The following is a 15,748-nucleotide window of genomic DNA, read 5'->3' as shown; positions in this document are numbered from 1 at the left end:
GCGCTTCACCTCTTCATCTTTGGATCAAGCGCATCTTGCAAGCCATCACCTAAATTGTTAAAGCAAAACATCGTGAGTGAAATAAAAAATGCAGGGAAAAATAAACGCCACCAATGTCCATTATCTGACAGCACAGTCGGCAAAGCGTCATTAGCCATCACGCCCCAGCTTGCAAACGGGGCTTGAATACCTAAACCGAGAAAGCTTAGGAACGCTTCAGCAAATATCGCGGTCGGTACAGTCAGGGTCATTTGGACGATAATCGGCCCCATCGTATTCGGCAGCAGGTTGCGGCGAATGATCCGCAGGCTTTTGGCACCAAAGGTTTTTGAGGCAAGCACATATTCCTGGCTTTTCAGCTGAAGAACCTGACCTCTCACAATTCTTGCCATTCCAATCCATCCGGTGACAGTGAGCGCTACAATAATGGTGACAAGCCCTGGCCCCATGAGCACCATCAATAAAATGACGACGAGTAAATAAGGAAGTCCGTAGAGCACCTCGACAATTCTCATCATGACATGGTCGTATTTGCCTCCCTTATAGCCCGCTATGCCCCCATAAATCACACCGATGGCAAAATCAATCAGGGCTGCCATGACACCCACAAATAATGAAATACGGGCTCCGTACCAAGTGCGTGTGAACACATCTCGTCCAAGCTCATCTGTTCCAAACCAGTGAGCAGCCGAGGGCGGCAGATTTTGCATCGAAAGACGCTGCTCTGTCACACTATTTGGTGCAAGCAATGGGCCTAAGACTGCCATGACAAAAAGAAAAATCAGAACCGATAGGCTAAACATCGCAAGCTTATTTTGCTTCAGCCGCCTCCATGTATCAGCCCAATAGGAAAGAGAGGGTCTTTTAATGGCATGGGCTTCTGTTTTCTTTTGCTCTCGTGGAGAAAACCATTCGTCTGGCACTTCAGGATGCCTGTTCGGTGGATCATGCTGAAGGTGTATACTCATGCCTTTCCTCCTTTCTGATGCAGCTGAATCCTCGGATCAAGGAGACGATACGCCACATCGACAATGAAGAGAAGTGTGATTAAAATAATGCTGTAAAAAACAGTGGTTCCCATGATGACAGGATAATCACGGTTGTTAATACTCTCGACAAAGTATTTTCCCATCCCAGGAATAGCAAAGATTTTTTCAATGACAAAACTTCCTGTTAAAATACTTGCGACAAGTGTTCCAAGAATGGTTACAACGGGTAAAAGTGCATTCCGAAGCGCATGCTTAAATACAATTTTAAAGGGAGAAAGCCCTTTTGCTTTGGCCGTACGGATATAGTCTTGTGACAGCACTTCAATCATGCTCGATCTCGTTAACCTGGCGATAATGGCCATTGGGCCGACAGCAAGGGCGATTGTAGGCAGCACCATATGCATTGGACTTGTCCACATCGCTGTAGGAAAGAGCTTCAAATTGACAGCAAGCTGCTGAATTAATAGGGTAGCAAAGATAAAGTTTGGAATGGATATACCGAAAACTGCAATGGTCATGGCGATGTAATCAATTAAACCATTATGCCGGAGGGCAGCCATGACCCCTAGCAGGATGCCAGAGATGACAGCAATCAATATCGAGATAAGACCAAGTTCTAATGAGACTGGGAAGCCTCTCGCCAATAGATCATTGACACTTTCAGAAGGCTTTTTAATGGAAGGACCAAAATCAAAGGTAACAATGGATTTTAAATAGATGACATATTGAACATAGAGTGGTTCGTCTAAGTGATAGTAGCTTTCGAGGTTTCGCTGGACGGTTTCGTTTGTATTTCGTTCTTCATTGAAAGGCGATCCTGGGATGACCTTCATTAAAATAAACGTTAAAGTCGTAATCGTTAAGATCGTAGCAATCATCGCAATAAAACGCTTGAACAAAAAGCTGGCCATCTGCTGTCTCCCCCTCACTTAACAAAATGTTGTACGTGCGGCAAGCTCTGTCATGACAAGCATCGCTTGATAGGCTTCTAATATATTGTCTGCTTGGTACGTCACCGTCGTTGTTCCTTCTATGATGGCAGTACCCGGCATTAAATTCGCCCATTCAGCTTGTCCATAATTGGCAAACTCAATCTTAAGCAGCGGCTGATCAGGAGGCGTCAGCGGCTTCATTTGATCAATCTGTTTCATCGCGGCTTCCACTTGCTGCGAGATTTGTTTATTCACTTTGGCAGGAGGTAAGCATTTCACAGCAGATCTTGAGATGGTTTCTTTCACTGCCACTGTTTTCACACCAGGCATCAGCTTTTCTGCCTCACGTGCTGCTTGATCATCCCCGCAAACAAGAATCACCGGCACACCATAGTAGCCTGCAACATACGCATTAAAGCCCATTTCCCCAATTGGATGATCATTTATGTAAAAATGTCTGACACCAAAAATCATACTGTGCGACATCACACCTTTCATTGATGCCCTTGCATGATAACCTAAGAAAACAGCTGCATCATAGGTTTGATCCAATCCTTGCACCATTGAATAAGGCTTTACGTCACCTGATATGAGAACTGCCTCTTCATGCAGTTCTTCGATCAAAAGATTATTCATTTTAGAATGACTGTCATTCACCAAAATGTCGGTGGCACCATGCTGAAGAAGCGCTTCTACACAAGCATTCACTTCACCTGTCATAATGCGTCTGCCCCGCTCATAGTTATGCTGGCGCGAATCAACAAATGTATGATCAGCTAGACCAGTAATCCCCTCCATATCGACAGATACATAGAGCTTCATTCCCATCCCCCTTTAATTAAACATAAAATTTGTGTATATTTTTCTAAATTTTCTAAAAAATTATATGAGAACTTGATTGATTTTTCAATACAATGTCCGAAAATAAGGAGTTTAGACTCAGATAATACAGGTCAAAAGGCTTTTTTAGAAAGGATTTTTTTAACAAATAAAACACCACTAACTATGCCTTTAGTGGTGTTTATCCGCTTCGTTGATCTGCGATTTCAGCTGTTCATATTTCTTCATGGTTTGTGTAAATAAATCATCAAACATCTGAGGTGCCTGCTGTTGAATGACCTCAGCACCTTCTCCTGTAATTCCCCCTTTTGTCGCCACTCTATCGACAGTTTCAGCAAAGGTTAGGCCTCGCTCTACGAGGATCTGGCCAGTACCTAAAAGGGCATACGTTAAAAATTCATTCGCTTCCTCTAAGGAAAGATCACTATTTCTCACAGCCGCTTTCGCCATTTCTTCAAAAAGAGCAGCGATAAAACCAGGAGATGAGCTTGTCAAATTGCTCGCCGCATCAAACCGGTCTTCCCCTACTTCCCTGACGATGCTAAAAGCTGAAAGCAGACGGTGCAAACGCTCCTTTTCCTCGCTTCCTGCTGCTGCACCATGCGCAACAAGTGATACGCCCGTCCCAACAGCTGACGTGAGTGTTGGGATGTATCTAGACACTGGCTGTGTTGTATGCGCCTGTAACTTTTCTAATGTCACAGCTGCTGCTACTGACACAATATGTACCGCTCTCGCTTGAGAAGGCAGCTGATCCAGAACATCAAGTACTGCAAGCGGCGGCACGCAGACAAACAATATATCACATGACGCAGAAAGTTCGTCTAATGAACAAATGTTGACTTCTTGGTGCTTTTCTTTGAGCTGATGAAGGCGCTCCGTTTCACTTCTTGTATGGATCATGATTTGATGAGCATCCAGCACCCCATTTTCCAGCCACTTTTGCACCATCATATCAGCCATACTTCCATATCCAATGATTCCAATTGTCTCCACAGTTTAATCTCCTCTATCTTGCTTAGATTCACTACTTATTTTAACAATTTCCCACAATGTTTTCATTTTTATCCCACACTTTTTTCATACGATAAAGTCAGTCCCCACCACATACGGTAAAACACCCAAACACATACATGAAAAAATCATTGAAAGAGAGTGATTGAAATGACACAGCACAAAGATGACAAACAAACAATTGAACAACCTCAAAAACAGAAAAAGCCAAACGGCTGGTTTAAGCCATTTGTCAGCGGTGTTGTAGGCGGTACATTAGCTTTAGGTGTCTACGTTCTTTCGCCATATGCTCAGCATTCATCAGACAGCACTGCAAATGATTCGGCAGCGAAAACTGAAGCAGTATCGACAAATCACACGAATTCGTCAAAAACAACAGCCGTCCAAACATCAAATTCATCAAGCAGCATCTCCAGTATGGTCGAAAATGTATCACCAGCTATTGTCGGCATTACAAACTACCAAGCACAAACTCAAACAGACACGAGCTTTGGCGATTTCAATACGCCTTTCGATGAATCACAGCAAAACAAAAGCAGTCAAGAGGAAGAAACCGGTACAGGCTCAGGAGTGATTTTCAAAAAATCAGGCAATAAAGCCTATGTCTTAACAAACAACCACGTCATTGACGGGGCAAATAAACTAACCGTATCCTTACACGATAGCAAAACCATTGAAGGAAAACTGGTTGGAGCTGATCCGCTCACTGACTTAGCCGTTGTGGAAATTAGCAGCAATCATGTGACGAAGGTTGCGGCATTAGGCAATTCCTCCTCACTGCGTGCTGGAGAAACCGTCATTGCGATCGGAAACCCGCTTGGTGAAGATCTTTCAAGAACGGTGACACAAGGAATTGTCAGCGGCGTCGACCGAACAGTCTCTATGAACACATCAGCAGGCGAAAGCAGCATTAATGTTATTCAAACAGATGCAGCCATTAACCCAGGAAACAGCGGAGGCCCGCTTCTGACGACAGACGGAAAGGTTGTGGGGATCACGAGTATGAAAATCTCTGAAACAGGTGTTGAAGGCATTGGGTTCGCACTGCCAATCAATGATGTCAAACCAATCGCTGATCAGCTTCTCGCAAAAGGAAAAATTGAACGTCCATATATCGGCATCAGCATGCTGGATCTCGAACAAGTTCCAAATGTGTATCAAAAAGAAACTCTCGGACTCAAAACCAGTCAGCTCAATCAAGGCGTGTATGTCAAAGATATCGCCGCAGGTTCACCTGCCGCCAAAGCTGGCTTAAAGTCAGAGGATGTCATTACCGGCATCAATGGGAAACAAATCAAAACTGGCAGTGAATTACGTCATGAGCTATACACGAATGCAAAAGTAGGAGACACCGTGAGCATCACCCTCATTCGAAACGGAAAACAAGAAACAAAGCAGGTCACATTAACACAATCTGAATCTAAGCAGGTCAGTTCCTAATAAAAAAACAGCTCAGTTGATGAGCTGTTTTTTTATGACGACTGAATTGGCGTTAATCTTTGTTCAATTTCTGCTCGTTTATGCTCTAGGAACGGCGGAAGGGCTAATTGATCGCCAAGCTCATCCACCCCTTCATCGACTGTAAATCCAGGGCCATCTGTTGAAATTTCAAATAAAATACCATTTGGCTCTCTAAAGTAAAGAGCTTTAAAGTAAAAACGTTCTACAACACCAGAGTTCGTGAAGCCTGCTTTTGAGATTTTTTCATACCATTTTTCAAGCTCCTCTGCATCCTTCACACGAAATGCGACGTGATGCACACTTCCTCTGCCGGAACGTTCAGAAGGCCCTTCTGTTTTTTCGATCACATGAATTTCTGTTCCAGCACCCCCATTTCCTGACTCAAAAATGGTCACGATCTCACCATCATTTGATTGTTCACGTGCTCTTTCAGTGAAGCCAAGGATGTCCGTTAAAACACGGATCGTCTTGTCAGCTTCTGCAACGGTTAATTCAACTGGACCTAAACCTCTAATCGCAAACTCTGCCGGAATATCATCATGCACTGGCGGTGAGCCTTGCTCTTTTGCATTCGGTTCTACTGTTAAAAACAGCTGCTGCCCTTCTGGGTCTTTAAAACGCAAAGCAGGTCTTCCGCCTCTCAAGGAAGCTGTTTCTTGCTGCACGCCTTTATCTTCAAACCGCTTTTCCCAAAACGTGAGTGCCTCTTCAGAAGAAACGAGAAGGCCTGTGCTTGTGATCGCATTCGTCCCTTTCAAACGGCGGGCAAGCATTGGAATTTCAAAGAATGTTAGCTCCGTTCCTGGTGAAGCGACCTCATCTCCATAAAACAAGTGATACATAGACGGGTCATCCTGATTGACTGTTTTCTTTACAAGTTTTAAGCCAAGGATTTGGCGGTAGAAATTAACATTTTTCTGAGCATTGGCTGTTAACGCAGATACGTGGTGAATCCCATTGATTTTCATTATTTTCACTCCTATTTTAAATTATCTCGAATTCGAGATAATATCCTTATGAATAAAATAGTTCATTTTTCAAGAAAAGTCAACCATTTGGCTGCACGTTAACTGGATGTTCGGTTTCCGGTCATTAAATTAACATTAAATCAAAAATAATCTTTTATAGTTCGTTTTTAACGCAACATTCACCCTAATATCTCCAATAAACGAACACTTTCAAATACAAATACGAAAATCAGAAAATTTTTTTAATTCTTGTTTTCCTAAAATCGTATTACAATGAACAAAATACATGTCACAGTAACGTACGAAAGTGATGCAGGAGGTCGTGTGTAATGAACAAAGAACAACCAGCGTTAAAACAGGACATCGGCTTATTTTTCGCCCTATCTCTTGTCATCGGGACGATTATCGGGTCCGGCGTCTTTATGAAGCCAGGCAACGTCCTTTCCTATTCAGGAAGCTCAGACATCGCCTTATTCGCTTGGCTGCTAGGTGGCATCTTAACCCTTGCAGGCGGACTGACTGTCGCTGAAATTGGTACACAAATCCCGAGAACCGGCGGTTTGTACGCCTATCTTGAAGAAGTGTATGGTGAATTTTGGGGCTACTTATGCGGCTGGGTGCAGATTATTATTTACGGACCCGCCATCATTGGTGCACTTGGTCTTTATTTTGGTTCATTATTAGCCAATCTATTTTCTCTTTCGACTTTATGGTCTACAACGATCGGCATTATCACCGTTTTATTTTTATGTATCATCAACATCATGGGAACAAAATACGGCGGTTTTGTTCAAGGGCTGACCACCATTGGAAAGCTTGTCCCGATTGCCGCTATTATTGTGTTTGGCTTATGGAAAGGAAACGAAAATATTTTGATGGCTGTCAACGATAGCATCGCTCAAATGAACTTCGGTGCAGCGATTTTGGCTACGCTGTTTGCTTATGATGGCTGGATTTTACTTGCGGCGCTTGGGGGTGAAATGAAAAACCCTGAGAAACTGCTTCCTCGCGCGATGGCAGGCGGAATTTTAATCGTGACGGCTTGTTATCTCTTTATTAATGTCGCACTTTTGCACGTGCTGCCAGCTGATCAAATCGTCCAGTTAGGTGAAAATGCGACAAGCACTGCTGCTACCATGCTCTTTGGGCCAATTGGCGGGAAAATCATTAGTATTGGGATCATCATCAGCATCTTTGGCTGTTTGAACGGAAAGGTTCTTTCATTCCCACGTGTGATTTTTGCGATGGCAGAACGAAAGCAGATTCCTTTCGCCAACGCGATTTCGCGGATTCACCCAACGTTTAAAACACCTTGGATCGCTGTATTTGTGCAAATTTTGATCGCCATTGTGTTTATGATCGTCAGTAATCCGGAGAAGCTGTCTGAGGTCTCGATTTTCATGATCTACATCTTTTATGTGATGGCCTTTTTCGCCGTCTTTAAGCTGAGAAAACAAAACAGCGGAATGAAGCGTGCTTACAGTGTACCACTTTACCCGCTGACACCGATCATTGCGATTATCGGTTCATTATTCGTTTTAATCAGCACCATGATCACCGATTGGAAAAGCTGCCTGATCTCCATGCTGATCGGGATGGCTGGACTGCCTATTTATTATTATATGAAAAAAACACAAAAAAAAGCAGAGCACTAAACGGTGCTCTGCTTTTTTTCCTTCTTCTCAGCGTAATAGAAACCTTTGCAGTCTAGGAAAGACGAGTATCGGAGCGGAGGACTGACTTGCCTACAGGCTGAAGCAGAGTGCTAAACGGTCTCTGCTTCATTTTTTATATTGTTTGATCACTTTGTATGATTCGTTTAAATATCTCATGAGCCGGTATGGCTTACTAAGCACGCGGATTGGGAGTCTTGAGATAAATCCATTCAGGTTCGACTTATATTCCTGCGTGATCCGCTTTGGCTTTGTCGCTATTTTCTCGTATACTTCCTTGTAAAATTCCTTCATGATGTCGACTTGCACACTGATCTTTTGATGACACTCTGTACACTCAACGCTTTTCATCTGATCATTCACATAAACGATGCTGTGGAGGGTCTCTTCTTGGCACCGAGTACAGTGTAGGTTTGCTTCCATTTCGGTTTGCTTCAAGATACACAGCTCCTTTCTCGTTTGATGTTGCTCTTGTTATACCATTCGAACGCTGCCAGTCTTTTATTGAACGGATGCTTCCTTTAAAATGGCTGCCGCCGTTAGTTCGTCTGTCACCAGTACTTGGATGAAGCCGCCATTTAAAGCCCCTAAAATGCTCTCAGCTTTATGGGTTCCTTCTACAACAGCGATGACCGTTTTGACGCTCTTTAATTGTTCCAGCGATAAGCCAATGACCTTTTGATTTAGTTCATCTTGGACAGGTTTTCCTTCTCCATCAAAGAAACGAAAGCCAATATCACCGACAGCCCCTGATTGCCTTAAACCAGATAAGTCCTCTTCTTTTAAATAACCGACTGTTTTTAAAGTTGACCCTTTATGCGGGTTGCCAATACCGATGAGGGCAATATCCACATTTCTGCCTTCTTCAAGCACAGCTTCTATGTCCTGCATCGCCATAAGCCGTTCTTTTAATTCTTCTGTTTCTAAAATCGCAGGGGCATATAAATAGGAACACGTGCCGTTCATTTTCTTTGCCAGCTCATATGCCAGCTGATTGGCATGAATGTCGACCGCCTGCCTGCCCATTCCACCCTCTAAAGGAATGACCTTCACATCGTTTCTTCGTTCAAACGGATATTCTTTTACAAGCTCAGCAAGCGTCGTCCCCCATGAAATGCCGATTTTCTCCGCATTTTTCATGTTTTTAGACAAATAATAGGCGCCTGCTTGACCGACTGCCCGCTTCACCATCTCAGACATTGTCCCGACACTTGGGACCACGACCGCATCTGTTAATTGAAAGGTTGTTTCTAGCTGCTTTTCAAGTTCCACCGTATGAATGCTTTCGTCTTTAATGTACACTTCAACGATTCCCACATCTTTCGCTTTTTGTAAGAGCTTTGAAATGACTGGTCTTGAGACATTGAGCTTTTTTGCAATTTCCTGCTGCGTCCACCCGTCTGTATAATAAAGATGAGCAACTTTGACGAGCTGTCGTCTTTCTTCCCAATTCAGCATGTGACATCATCCTTTTAATATACTATGATTACCAGTATACCAAACATTCGTTTCCAATTGGAACAATTGTTATGAAAATGACAAAAAGAGCGATTAACTCTCCGCTCTTTTTCCCTCAGTATATTTCGGCTGATACGTTCTCCCTCCGTCTAACAGGATAATTTGTCCGTGCAAATAACTCCCCTCGCCACGTGTGAGAAATAAAGTGAGTCCTGCAATATCCTCAGGCTTTCCTAATCTTCCGATGGGAATGAGTGATTGCAGCTGCCGTTTCTCCTCTACAGTAGGATAGAGCGTATCAAGCATTTGAGATTCAATTACGCGGGGGGCAATCACATTGATGCGTATATGATGCGAGCCTAGTTCTTTTACGAGCGAACGCATCAATCCAAAAGCCCCTGCTTTTGATGCATAATATTGAATACCGCCGCCTGATCCGGTGATTGCCGATCCCGATCCAATAATGACAACACTGCCTTCCTCCCGCTCACACATATAGGGTGCCAGCGCTTTGATGCAATAGTAAAGACCATATAAGTTCACAGCAAGTGTCTTTTTCCAAAGTGAAAAATCGACTTCTAAAAAAGGCAGTGATTTTGTCATTCCTGCTGAATACACAAGGTGAGCAATACCGCCCAGCTCCCTTTCAGCTGCTGATATCATTTGCTGAACACTTTCCCACGATGAAACGTCAGCTTGAAATATCAGTAGCTGAGGATACTGTGTCTTTAAGAGCGAAAGTCCCTTTTCGTCTATATCTGACACGGCGACTTGGTGCCCTTCTTTTAAAAACCGCTCAGCAATTTCTTTTCCGATCCCTTGGGCTCCGCCAACGATGAGAACTGGTTTTTGAACATTAGCCAGCACTCTCACCCCCATCAAGCATAATCGCCGCGCCATCTGTAAATGCACCATAGGATGTACTGAGAAACACCGTCATATGGGCCACAGTCTCCTTGATTTGCTCTGTATCAGGAACCAAATCGAGAGGCGGCGGCAGCAGCGCAAGCACCCGGATACCTTTGTCTTTAAATTCTCTTGCTAACCCTTTTGTCATGGCATTCAGCATAGAATTTGATGTAGCATGTGAGATCCCGCCATCCCCTGTGATACTGCCTGATGACGATATATTAATGATGCAGCCTTGCTTCTGATCAACCATATGCCATACGGCAGCCTGACTGGAAAGAAAGACGGTATTCACAGCCGATTCCACTTCATCCACCCACTCATCTGGGCTCACGTCATCAAGCTCTGCGTCCGCTCCTTGTTCAGCTTGATTGACCAAAATATCCAGTTTACCGCATGTATCAATCACTTGCCTCAGCATCTGTGTGGCATCACGCGGCGTTTCCAGCGGGTTCTGAATGATACTCGCTTGACCGCCCATTTTTTGAATGTCTTCACAAATGGTTTTAGCCTTTGATTCATCATGAAACGTGTGTAAAAAAACATGTGCACCTGCCCGGGCTAAAGCCAGGCAGATGGCTTCTCCAAATCCATCTGTGCTACCTGTCACAAGTGCCGCTTTCTGATGAAGCTGGACGTGCACATGCATCTCCTCCCTATCCCTTGTTTGGCATTTATTTTCTCAGCTTACTCACGATATCAAGTGCTGCTTCGTAAAAACCTTCTGAGATGGTCGGATGCGGATGAATCATTTTCGCCATCTCTTCTGCTGTTCCTTCTAAATACATAAAGGAGGAAGCTTCTGAAATCATCTCTGTGACGTGCGGGCCAACCATCGTCGCGCCAATCACTTCACCATAGGCTGTATCGTATACCAATTTAATAAAACCTGTTTGCTCGCCTGCCGCTAGTGCTTTACCACTTGCTGCTAAATCAAATCGTTCTGCCCGCACGTTAAGTCCTTTGGCTTTTGCCTCTTTTTCAGTTAGACCAACACTTGCTACCTCTGGTAATGTATAAATACATCTAGGCATGATATCAGCATTTATTTTTTCAGACACACCGCAAATATTACTGACCGCAACAGCGGCCTCTGCCATCGCTGCGTGAGCAAGCTGATAGCCGCCAGCGACATCCCCAACTGCATAGACACCTTCCACGCTTGTCTGCATCTTGTCGTTCACCTTGATAAAAGGACCATCCAACTGAAGGTCAAGCTGGCTGACAGCAGAAACGCTAGGTCTTCTTCCTACACAAACAAGCAGTCTTTCAGCCGTAAAGATATGCGTCTCTCCTTTATCGTCTGATGCATGAACCGCTTTGATTCCTTCGCTTTCCGTCACCTCTGTCACAGTGGTTTTTTTCGCGATATGGATGCCTTTTTTCTTTAATTCTCTTTCTAGCAGCTTAGATGCTTCCTCATCCTCTTGCGGAATAATAGACGGAGCCGCTTCGATAATCGTGACTTTTGATTGAAGACTCTGGAAGATACAAGCCAGCTCAAGTCCAATGACACCGCCGCCAATGATGACGACAGAAGCCGGAATATCTGGAATGTCAAAGATTGTATCACTTGTGTCAAATTGAATGTCTTTAAGGCCCGGTATTGGCGGAATGGCAGGTGAAGATCCAGTAGCAATGATGAGTTCTTTCGTTTCGATCGATTCTGCCCCATCTTGCTTTTCAATCTCAATCCGGTGCTTTGTAACAGCTGTACCTCTGCCGTTATATACATCAATCTTTCCTTGCTTTAATAAAAAGGCAATTCCGCCTCTGAGCTTTTCAATGACGTCATCTTTGCGCTTTCTCATTTTATCGAAGGAAAGGACCAAATCACCTGTTTCAATTCCCCAGCTTTTCGCCTTCTCAATTGATTCAATGACTTCTGCATGTTTGAGCAGCGTCTTTGAAGGAATACAGCCTCGATTTAAACAAGTACCGCCTAGAAAATCCTCTTCAATCAATGCGACCTTCCGTCCACGCTCAGCTGCTTGAAGGGCGGCAGTATACCCGCCAGGCCCTCCGCCAATGACTGTCAGATCATACGTTTTCGTCATCCGATTCATCTCCTACATTAGCAATTCAAATGGTTGTTCAAGCACTTTTTTAAGATCTGTTAAAAAGGCAGCCGCTGGTGCGCCATCTACCACTCGGTGATCAAACGATAAACTAACGCCCATCATCGGCCGCACCTGAATTTCTCCATCTACTACAACAGGTTTTTCTTGAATGCGCCCAACCCCTAAGATCGCCACTTCCGGCTGATTAATAATCGGGGTAAAGGTATCAATGGCATACATCCCTAAGTTACTAATGGTAAAAGTGGACCCTTTCAGCTGGTCTGGCAGCAGTTTTTGGTCACGTGCGTTTCGGCCGATTTCTTTCGCCTCTTTTGTCAGCTGTTTTAACCCTTTTTGGTTCGCATGAGAAATGACTGGAACCATTAAGCCATCTTTTACAGCGACAGCGAGACCAATGTGCACATCATCATGGAAATGGAGCTCATTTTGTTCAAACGTCATATTGATATGCGGGTGGCGTGTGAGTACGTTGCTGACCGCATGAATGATAATTTCTGTGAACGACAGTCTGTAGCCTGTCTCTTTTTCAATCGCTGGCAATAGCTGTTTGCGTACTTCTTTCGCTTTTGTCATATCGATTTCACTTGTTAATGTCACGTGTGGTGCTGTAAAGGCACTTTGTGACATGCGGTCAGCAATCACTTTTCTCATGCCAGCTAGTTTTTGTGTTTTCGCTGGAGAAGACTCTACTGTTTGTGCAGCTGCTGCCGTTACATCACTCTTCATAATTTTTCCGTGTGCACCAGATCCAGCAACATTCGCTAAATTGATTCCTTCACGAGCAGCCACTTTTTCTGCAAGCGGTGACACGCGCTGATCTTTCTCACTAGAGTGGACGGCCGCCTCGACGTCACGCTTTTGAACTCTGCCTTTAGGTCCTGTGCCAGATACCTCATGAATCGCTACATGATGATCTTTTGCCGTTTTTCTCGCCGCAGGTGTGGCACGTACTTTTTCATTAGGTGTTTTTGGGGCTTCAGTAGAACTGGATGAAGCCGCTTCTGATGAAGACGATTCGCTGCTGTCTGGTGAATCTTCATCTGATTGTGCTGGCGGTTCGCTTGGCACCTGTTCATTTGCCTCTCCGATGTATCCAATGACAGCATTAACTGGAATTTGATCATCGGCTTCATAATATTTCTTTAGAAAAATACCATCATCATAGGCTTCCACCTCAATATTGATCTTGTCTGTCATAATTTCAAAAAGAGGCTCACCGATTTCAACCGAATCTCCTTCTTCTTTAAACCATTGAAGCAAGGTGCCGACTTCCATCGTACTGCTCAGCTTCGGCATAAATATCTCTTTTGGCATGATCTTCTCCCCTTTACTTAAGAGCGCACAAGCTCTTTTGCTGCTTCAATAATATCTGGCACTTGTGGAATGACCGCTTTTTCCAGCGTCGGGTTGTATGGTATTGGGACCGCAAGACCGCCAAGTCGTTTAATTGGAGCATCTAAGTAGTCAAAGGCTTCACTTTCCGCTATCATACTTGCAATCTCTCCGCCATAGCCGCCTCGTTTTACCGCTTCATGAACGACGATGCATTTACCTGTTTTCTTCACAGATTCGATAATCGTTTCTTCATCTAATGGGACGAGTGTTCTTGGGTCAATGATTTCAACATCGATTCCCTCAGCTTCTAGTTCCTTCGCCGCTTCTAACGCTTTGTGTACCATTATCGCTGTTGCTACAATCGTGACGTCTTTCCCGCTTCTTTTCACATCTGCTTTCCCTAGAGGAATGGAATATTGCTCTTCAGGCACTTCACCGATTGTTTTATATAAAAGCTTGTGCTCGTAGAAAATGACAGGGTTGTCATCATCCATCGCCGCTTTTAAAAGTCCTTTTGCATCATAGGCTGTTGAAGGCTGAACCACTTTAAGTCCTGGAATATGCGCCATCCACGCTTCTAAGCTTTGGGAGTGCTGCGCCGCTGCACCCGTTCCTGATCCTGCTGGTGTTCTTACGACAAGCGGCACCTTTCCTTTTCCGCCAAACATGTATCGCGTTTTGGCTGCTTGGTTCACAAGCTGATCCATTGCGATTGTGATAAAGTCAGAGAATTGAAGTTCTAAAATCGGCCGCATACCAGTTAAAGCCGCTCCGACTGCCCCACCTGCGATGGCAGCCTCTGAGATAGGTGTATTGCGAACGCGCTCTGGACCGAATTCTTCAATCATGCCGCGCGTGACCCCAAAAGCACCTCCATATACGCCGATATCTTCACCTAAAATGAAGACATCTTGGTTTTCTCTCATTTCCTGACTCATTGCCTCTCGAACGGCTTCTAAATACGAAATCTCTCTCACTGTTGTTTTTGTCACGTGATTCCCCTCCTAATTAGGCGTATACATCCTCTAATAGTGTGTCAATTGACGGTTCTTTACTGTTTTTGGCGAATTCGACAGACGCTTCAATTTCCTGCTTTGCTTCTTCCTGTAAGCTTGCTGCCTGCTCTTCTGTCAAAACATTCAGTTCAATCAAAAGAGACTTAAAGCGTTTGATGCCGTCTTTTTGTCTCCACTCTGTCTCTTCTTCACGTGTACGGTATTTTTTCGCATCACTCTTCGAGTGACCCTTCCAGCGGTATGTTTTCATTTCAATGAGTGATGGGCCTTCTCCCGCTCTCGCACGGCTGACTGCTTCATCTACTGTGTTCATAATTTCGACCATGTCATTTCCATCAACCGTTTTTCCTGGCATTCCGTAGCTTTCTGCTCTTGTTGAAATGTCTTCAATGTTGATCATTTCTTTCACAGGGCCAGACATGCCGTACTGGTTGTTTTCACAAATAAACACAACCGGTAAATCCCAAATAGACGCAAGGTTTAATGCTTCATGGAAGCTGCCTTCATTTGTGGCACCATCTCCGAAGAAACAAAGAACAACAAAGCCTTCCTGCTTCATTTTAGATGTGAGCGCTGCACCTGTTGCCAGCGGGATACCGCCGCCAACGATTCCATTTGCCCCAAGATTTCCTTTTTCTAAATCCGCAATATGCATCGAGCCGCCTTTTCCTTTACAATAGCCGGTTTCACGTCCAAACAATTCAGCCATCATTTTATTAACCTCGGCCCCTTTTGCAATACAGTGACCGTGTCCCCTGTGTGTGCTGACGATCTTATCTTTATCTTCTAATACGGCAATCGATCCAACAGCTGACGCTTCCTGTCCAACACATAAATGAGTGGTGCCATGGATAAGTCCTTTTGCAAAAAATTGGTCGACCTTTTCATCAAAATATCTCACTAACCACATTTGTTTATATAAATCTGCTAATTTCTCATGGCTAATCTGTTCAGGCAAAGTGATTTGTTTTTGCATTTCTTCTCTCCCCTTTACATTTGTTCTTATGTGTTACATTTGTAATAATCATACGTTTAAGTGTCATCGAAGTCAAGCATTTCTCTCTCATTTTTA

General features: G+C 44.1%; 15 protein-coding genes. 2 read left to right on the top strand and 13 right to left on the bottom strand.

Going from position 1 to position 15,748, the window contains the following annotated elements:
* Window positions 1–5 precede the first annotated feature (5 nt).
* The 4 genes from BA81_RS08035 to proG form a co-directional block, all read right to left on the bottom strand.
* Window positions 6–968, bottom strand: coding sequence for an ABC transporter permease (locus BA81_RS08035; protein WP_034281490.1), 963 nt, complete (start codon window positions 966–968; stop codon window positions 6–8).
* The gene (locus BA81_RS08030; protein ID WP_034281489.1) at window positions 965–1,900 is read right to left on the bottom strand and encodes an ABC transporter permease; all 936 of its coding nucleotides are present in this window, start codon (window positions 1,898–1,900) and stop codon (window positions 965–967) included. The genes BA81_RS08035 and BA81_RS08030 overlap by 4 nt, the downstream gene beginning before the upstream one ends.
* Window positions 1,901–1,918: 18 nt before the next feature.
* Window positions 1,919–2,743 carry a M55 family metallopeptidase gene (locus tag BA81_RS08025; RefSeq protein ID WP_034281488.1) on the bottom strand — a complete coding sequence of 275 codons (825 nt, stop codon included), beginning with the start codon at window positions 2,741–2,743 and terminating at the stop codon, window positions 1,919–1,921.
* A 189-nt stretch (window positions 2,744–2,932) separates the two neighbouring features.
* A complete protein-coding gene (gene proG / locus BA81_RS08020; RefSeq protein ID WP_034281487.1) occupies window positions 2,933–3,757 on the bottom strand; it encodes a pyrroline-5-carboxylate reductase ProG in 825 nt (274 codons plus the stop codon).
* A gap of 168 nt (window positions 3,758–3,925) precedes the next feature.
* On the opposite strand from proG, the gene BA81_RS08015 reads away from it, so the two are divergent.
* Entirely contained in the window at window positions 3,926–5,215 is a 1,290-nt protein-coding gene (locus BA81_RS08015) for a S1C family serine protease (RefSeq protein ID WP_034281486.1), read from the top strand.
* 32 nt (window positions 5,216–5,247) lie between these two features.
* On the opposite strand, the gene BA81_RS08010 is transcribed toward BA81_RS08015, so the two are convergent.
* Window positions 5,248–6,204 carry a ring-cleaving dioxygenase gene (locus BA81_RS08010; RefSeq protein WP_034281485.1) on the bottom strand — a complete coding sequence of 319 codons (957 nt, stop codon included), beginning with the start codon at window positions 6,202–6,204 and terminating at the stop codon, window positions 5,248–5,250.
* A 329-nt stretch (window positions 6,205–6,533) separates the two neighbouring features.
* On the opposite strand from BA81_RS08010, the gene BA81_RS08005 reads away from it, so the two are divergent.
* On the top strand, window positions 6,534–7,859 hold the full coding sequence (locus BA81_RS08005) for an APC family permease (protein ID WP_034281484.1): 1,326 nt from the start codon (window positions 6,534–6,536) through the stop codon (window positions 7,857–7,859).
* A gap of 126 nt (window positions 7,860–7,985) precedes the next feature.
* Here BA81_RS08005 and BA81_RS08000 read toward each other — a convergent pair whose 3' ends face one another.
* The 8 genes from BA81_RS08000 to pdhA form a co-directional block, all read right to left on the bottom strand.
* Window positions 7,986–8,315, bottom strand: a complete 330-nt coding sequence (locus BA81_RS08000; protein WP_034281483.1) for a bh protein — start codon at window positions 8,313–8,315, stop codon at window positions 7,986–7,988.
* A 63-nt stretch (window positions 8,316–8,378) separates the two neighbouring features.
* Complete coding sequence (locus BA81_RS07995; RefSeq protein WP_024424944.1) at window positions 8,379–9,335, bottom strand: sugar-binding transcriptional regulator; 957 nt, start codon at window positions 9,333–9,335, stop codon at window positions 8,379–8,381.
* Between the two features lie 93 nt (window positions 9,336–9,428).
* The gene (locus tag BA81_RS07990; protein ID WP_034281482.1) at window positions 9,429–10,214 is read right to left on the bottom strand and encodes an SDR family NAD(P)-dependent oxidoreductase; all 786 of its coding nucleotides are present in this window, start codon (window positions 10,212–10,214) and stop codon (window positions 9,429–9,431) included.
* Window positions 10,192–10,893, bottom strand: coding sequence for an SDR family NAD(P)-dependent oxidoreductase (locus BA81_RS07985; protein ID WP_227001714.1), 702 nt, complete (start codon window positions 10,891–10,893; stop codon window positions 10,192–10,194). Before BA81_RS07985 ends, BA81_RS07990 begins: the two co-directional genes overlap by 23 nt.
* Before the next feature lie 25 nt (window positions 10,894–10,918).
* A complete protein-coding gene (gene lpdA / locus BA81_RS07980; protein WP_024426784.1) occupies window positions 10,919–12,301 on the bottom strand; it encodes a dihydrolipoyl dehydrogenase in 1,383 nt (460 codons plus the stop codon).
* Between the two features lie 12 nt (window positions 12,302–12,313).
* Window positions 12,314–13,639, bottom strand: coding sequence for a dihydrolipoamide acetyltransferase family protein (locus BA81_RS07975; protein WP_034281480.1), 1,326 nt, complete (start codon window positions 13,637–13,639; stop codon window positions 12,314–12,316).
* A gap of 17 nt (window positions 13,640–13,656) precedes the next feature.
* Entirely contained in the window at window positions 13,657–14,637 is a 981-nt protein-coding gene (locus BA81_RS07970) for an alpha-ketoacid dehydrogenase subunit beta (protein WP_034281944.1), read from the bottom strand.
* 31 nt (window positions 14,638–14,668) lie between these two features.
* Window positions 14,669–15,652: a pyruvate dehydrogenase (acetyl-transferring) E1 component subunit alpha gene (pdhA, locus tag BA81_RS07965; protein ID WP_024424949.1), complete on the bottom strand. Its 984-nt coding sequence runs from the start codon at window positions 15,650–15,652 to the stop codon at window positions 14,669–14,671.
* Window positions 15,653–15,748 lie beyond the last annotated feature (96 nt).

Source organism: Bacillus safensis FO-36b (assembly GCF_000691165.1).
Taxonomy (GTDB): domain Bacteria; phylum Bacillota; class Bacilli; order Bacillales; family Bacillaceae; genus Bacillus; species Bacillus safensis.
This window is presented reverse-complemented; position numbering and strand designations above follow the sequence as displayed.

Excerpts from the sequence above, each read along its gene's own strand:
- lpdA (WP_024426784.1), bottom strand. The coding sequence starts at position 12,301 with ATGACGAAAACGTATGATCTGACAGTCATTGGCGGAGGGCCTGGCGGG.
- BA81_RS07975 (WP_034281480.1), bottom strand. The coding sequence starts at position 13,639 with ATGCCAAAAGAGATATTTATGCCGAAGCTGAGCAGTACGATGGAAGTC.
- BA81_RS08010 (WP_034281485.1), bottom strand. The coding sequence starts at position 6,204 with ATGAAAATCAATGGGATTCACCACGTATCTGCGTTAACAGCCAATGCT.
- BA81_RS08035 (WP_034281490.1), bottom strand. The coding sequence starts at position 968 with ATGAGTATACACCTTCAGCATGATCCACCGAACAGGCATCCTGAAGTG.
- BA81_RS08025 (WP_034281488.1), bottom strand. The coding sequence starts at position 2,743 with ATGAAGCTCTATGTATCTGTCGATATGGAGGGGATTACTGGTCTAGCT.
- BA81_RS08015 (WP_034281486.1), top strand. The coding sequence starts at position 3,926 with ATGACACAGCACAAAGATGACAAACAAACAATTGAACAACCTCAAAAA.
- BA81_RS07995 (WP_024424944.1), bottom strand. The coding sequence starts at position 9,335 with ATGCTGAATTGGGAAGAAAGACGACAGCTCGTCAAAGTTGCTCATCTT.
- BA81_RS07990 (WP_034281482.1), bottom strand. The coding sequence starts at position 10,214 with ATGGGGGTGAGAGTGCTGGCTAATGTTCAAAAACCAGTTCTCATCGTT.
- BA81_RS08030 (WP_034281489.1), bottom strand. The coding sequence starts at position 1,900 with ATGGCCAGCTTTTTGTTCAAGCGTTTTATTGCGATGATTGCTACGATC.
- BA81_RS08005 (WP_034281484.1), top strand. The coding sequence starts at position 6,534 with ATGAACAAAGAACAACCAGCGTTAAAACAGGACATCGGCTTATTTTTC.
- BA81_RS07985 (WP_227001714.1), bottom strand. The coding sequence starts at position 10,893 with ATGCATGTGCACGTCCAGCTTCATCAGAAAGCGGCACTTGTGACAGGT.
- pdhA (WP_024424949.1), bottom strand. The coding sequence starts at position 15,652 with ATGCAAAAACAAATCACTTTGCCTGAACAGATTAGCCATGAGAAATTA.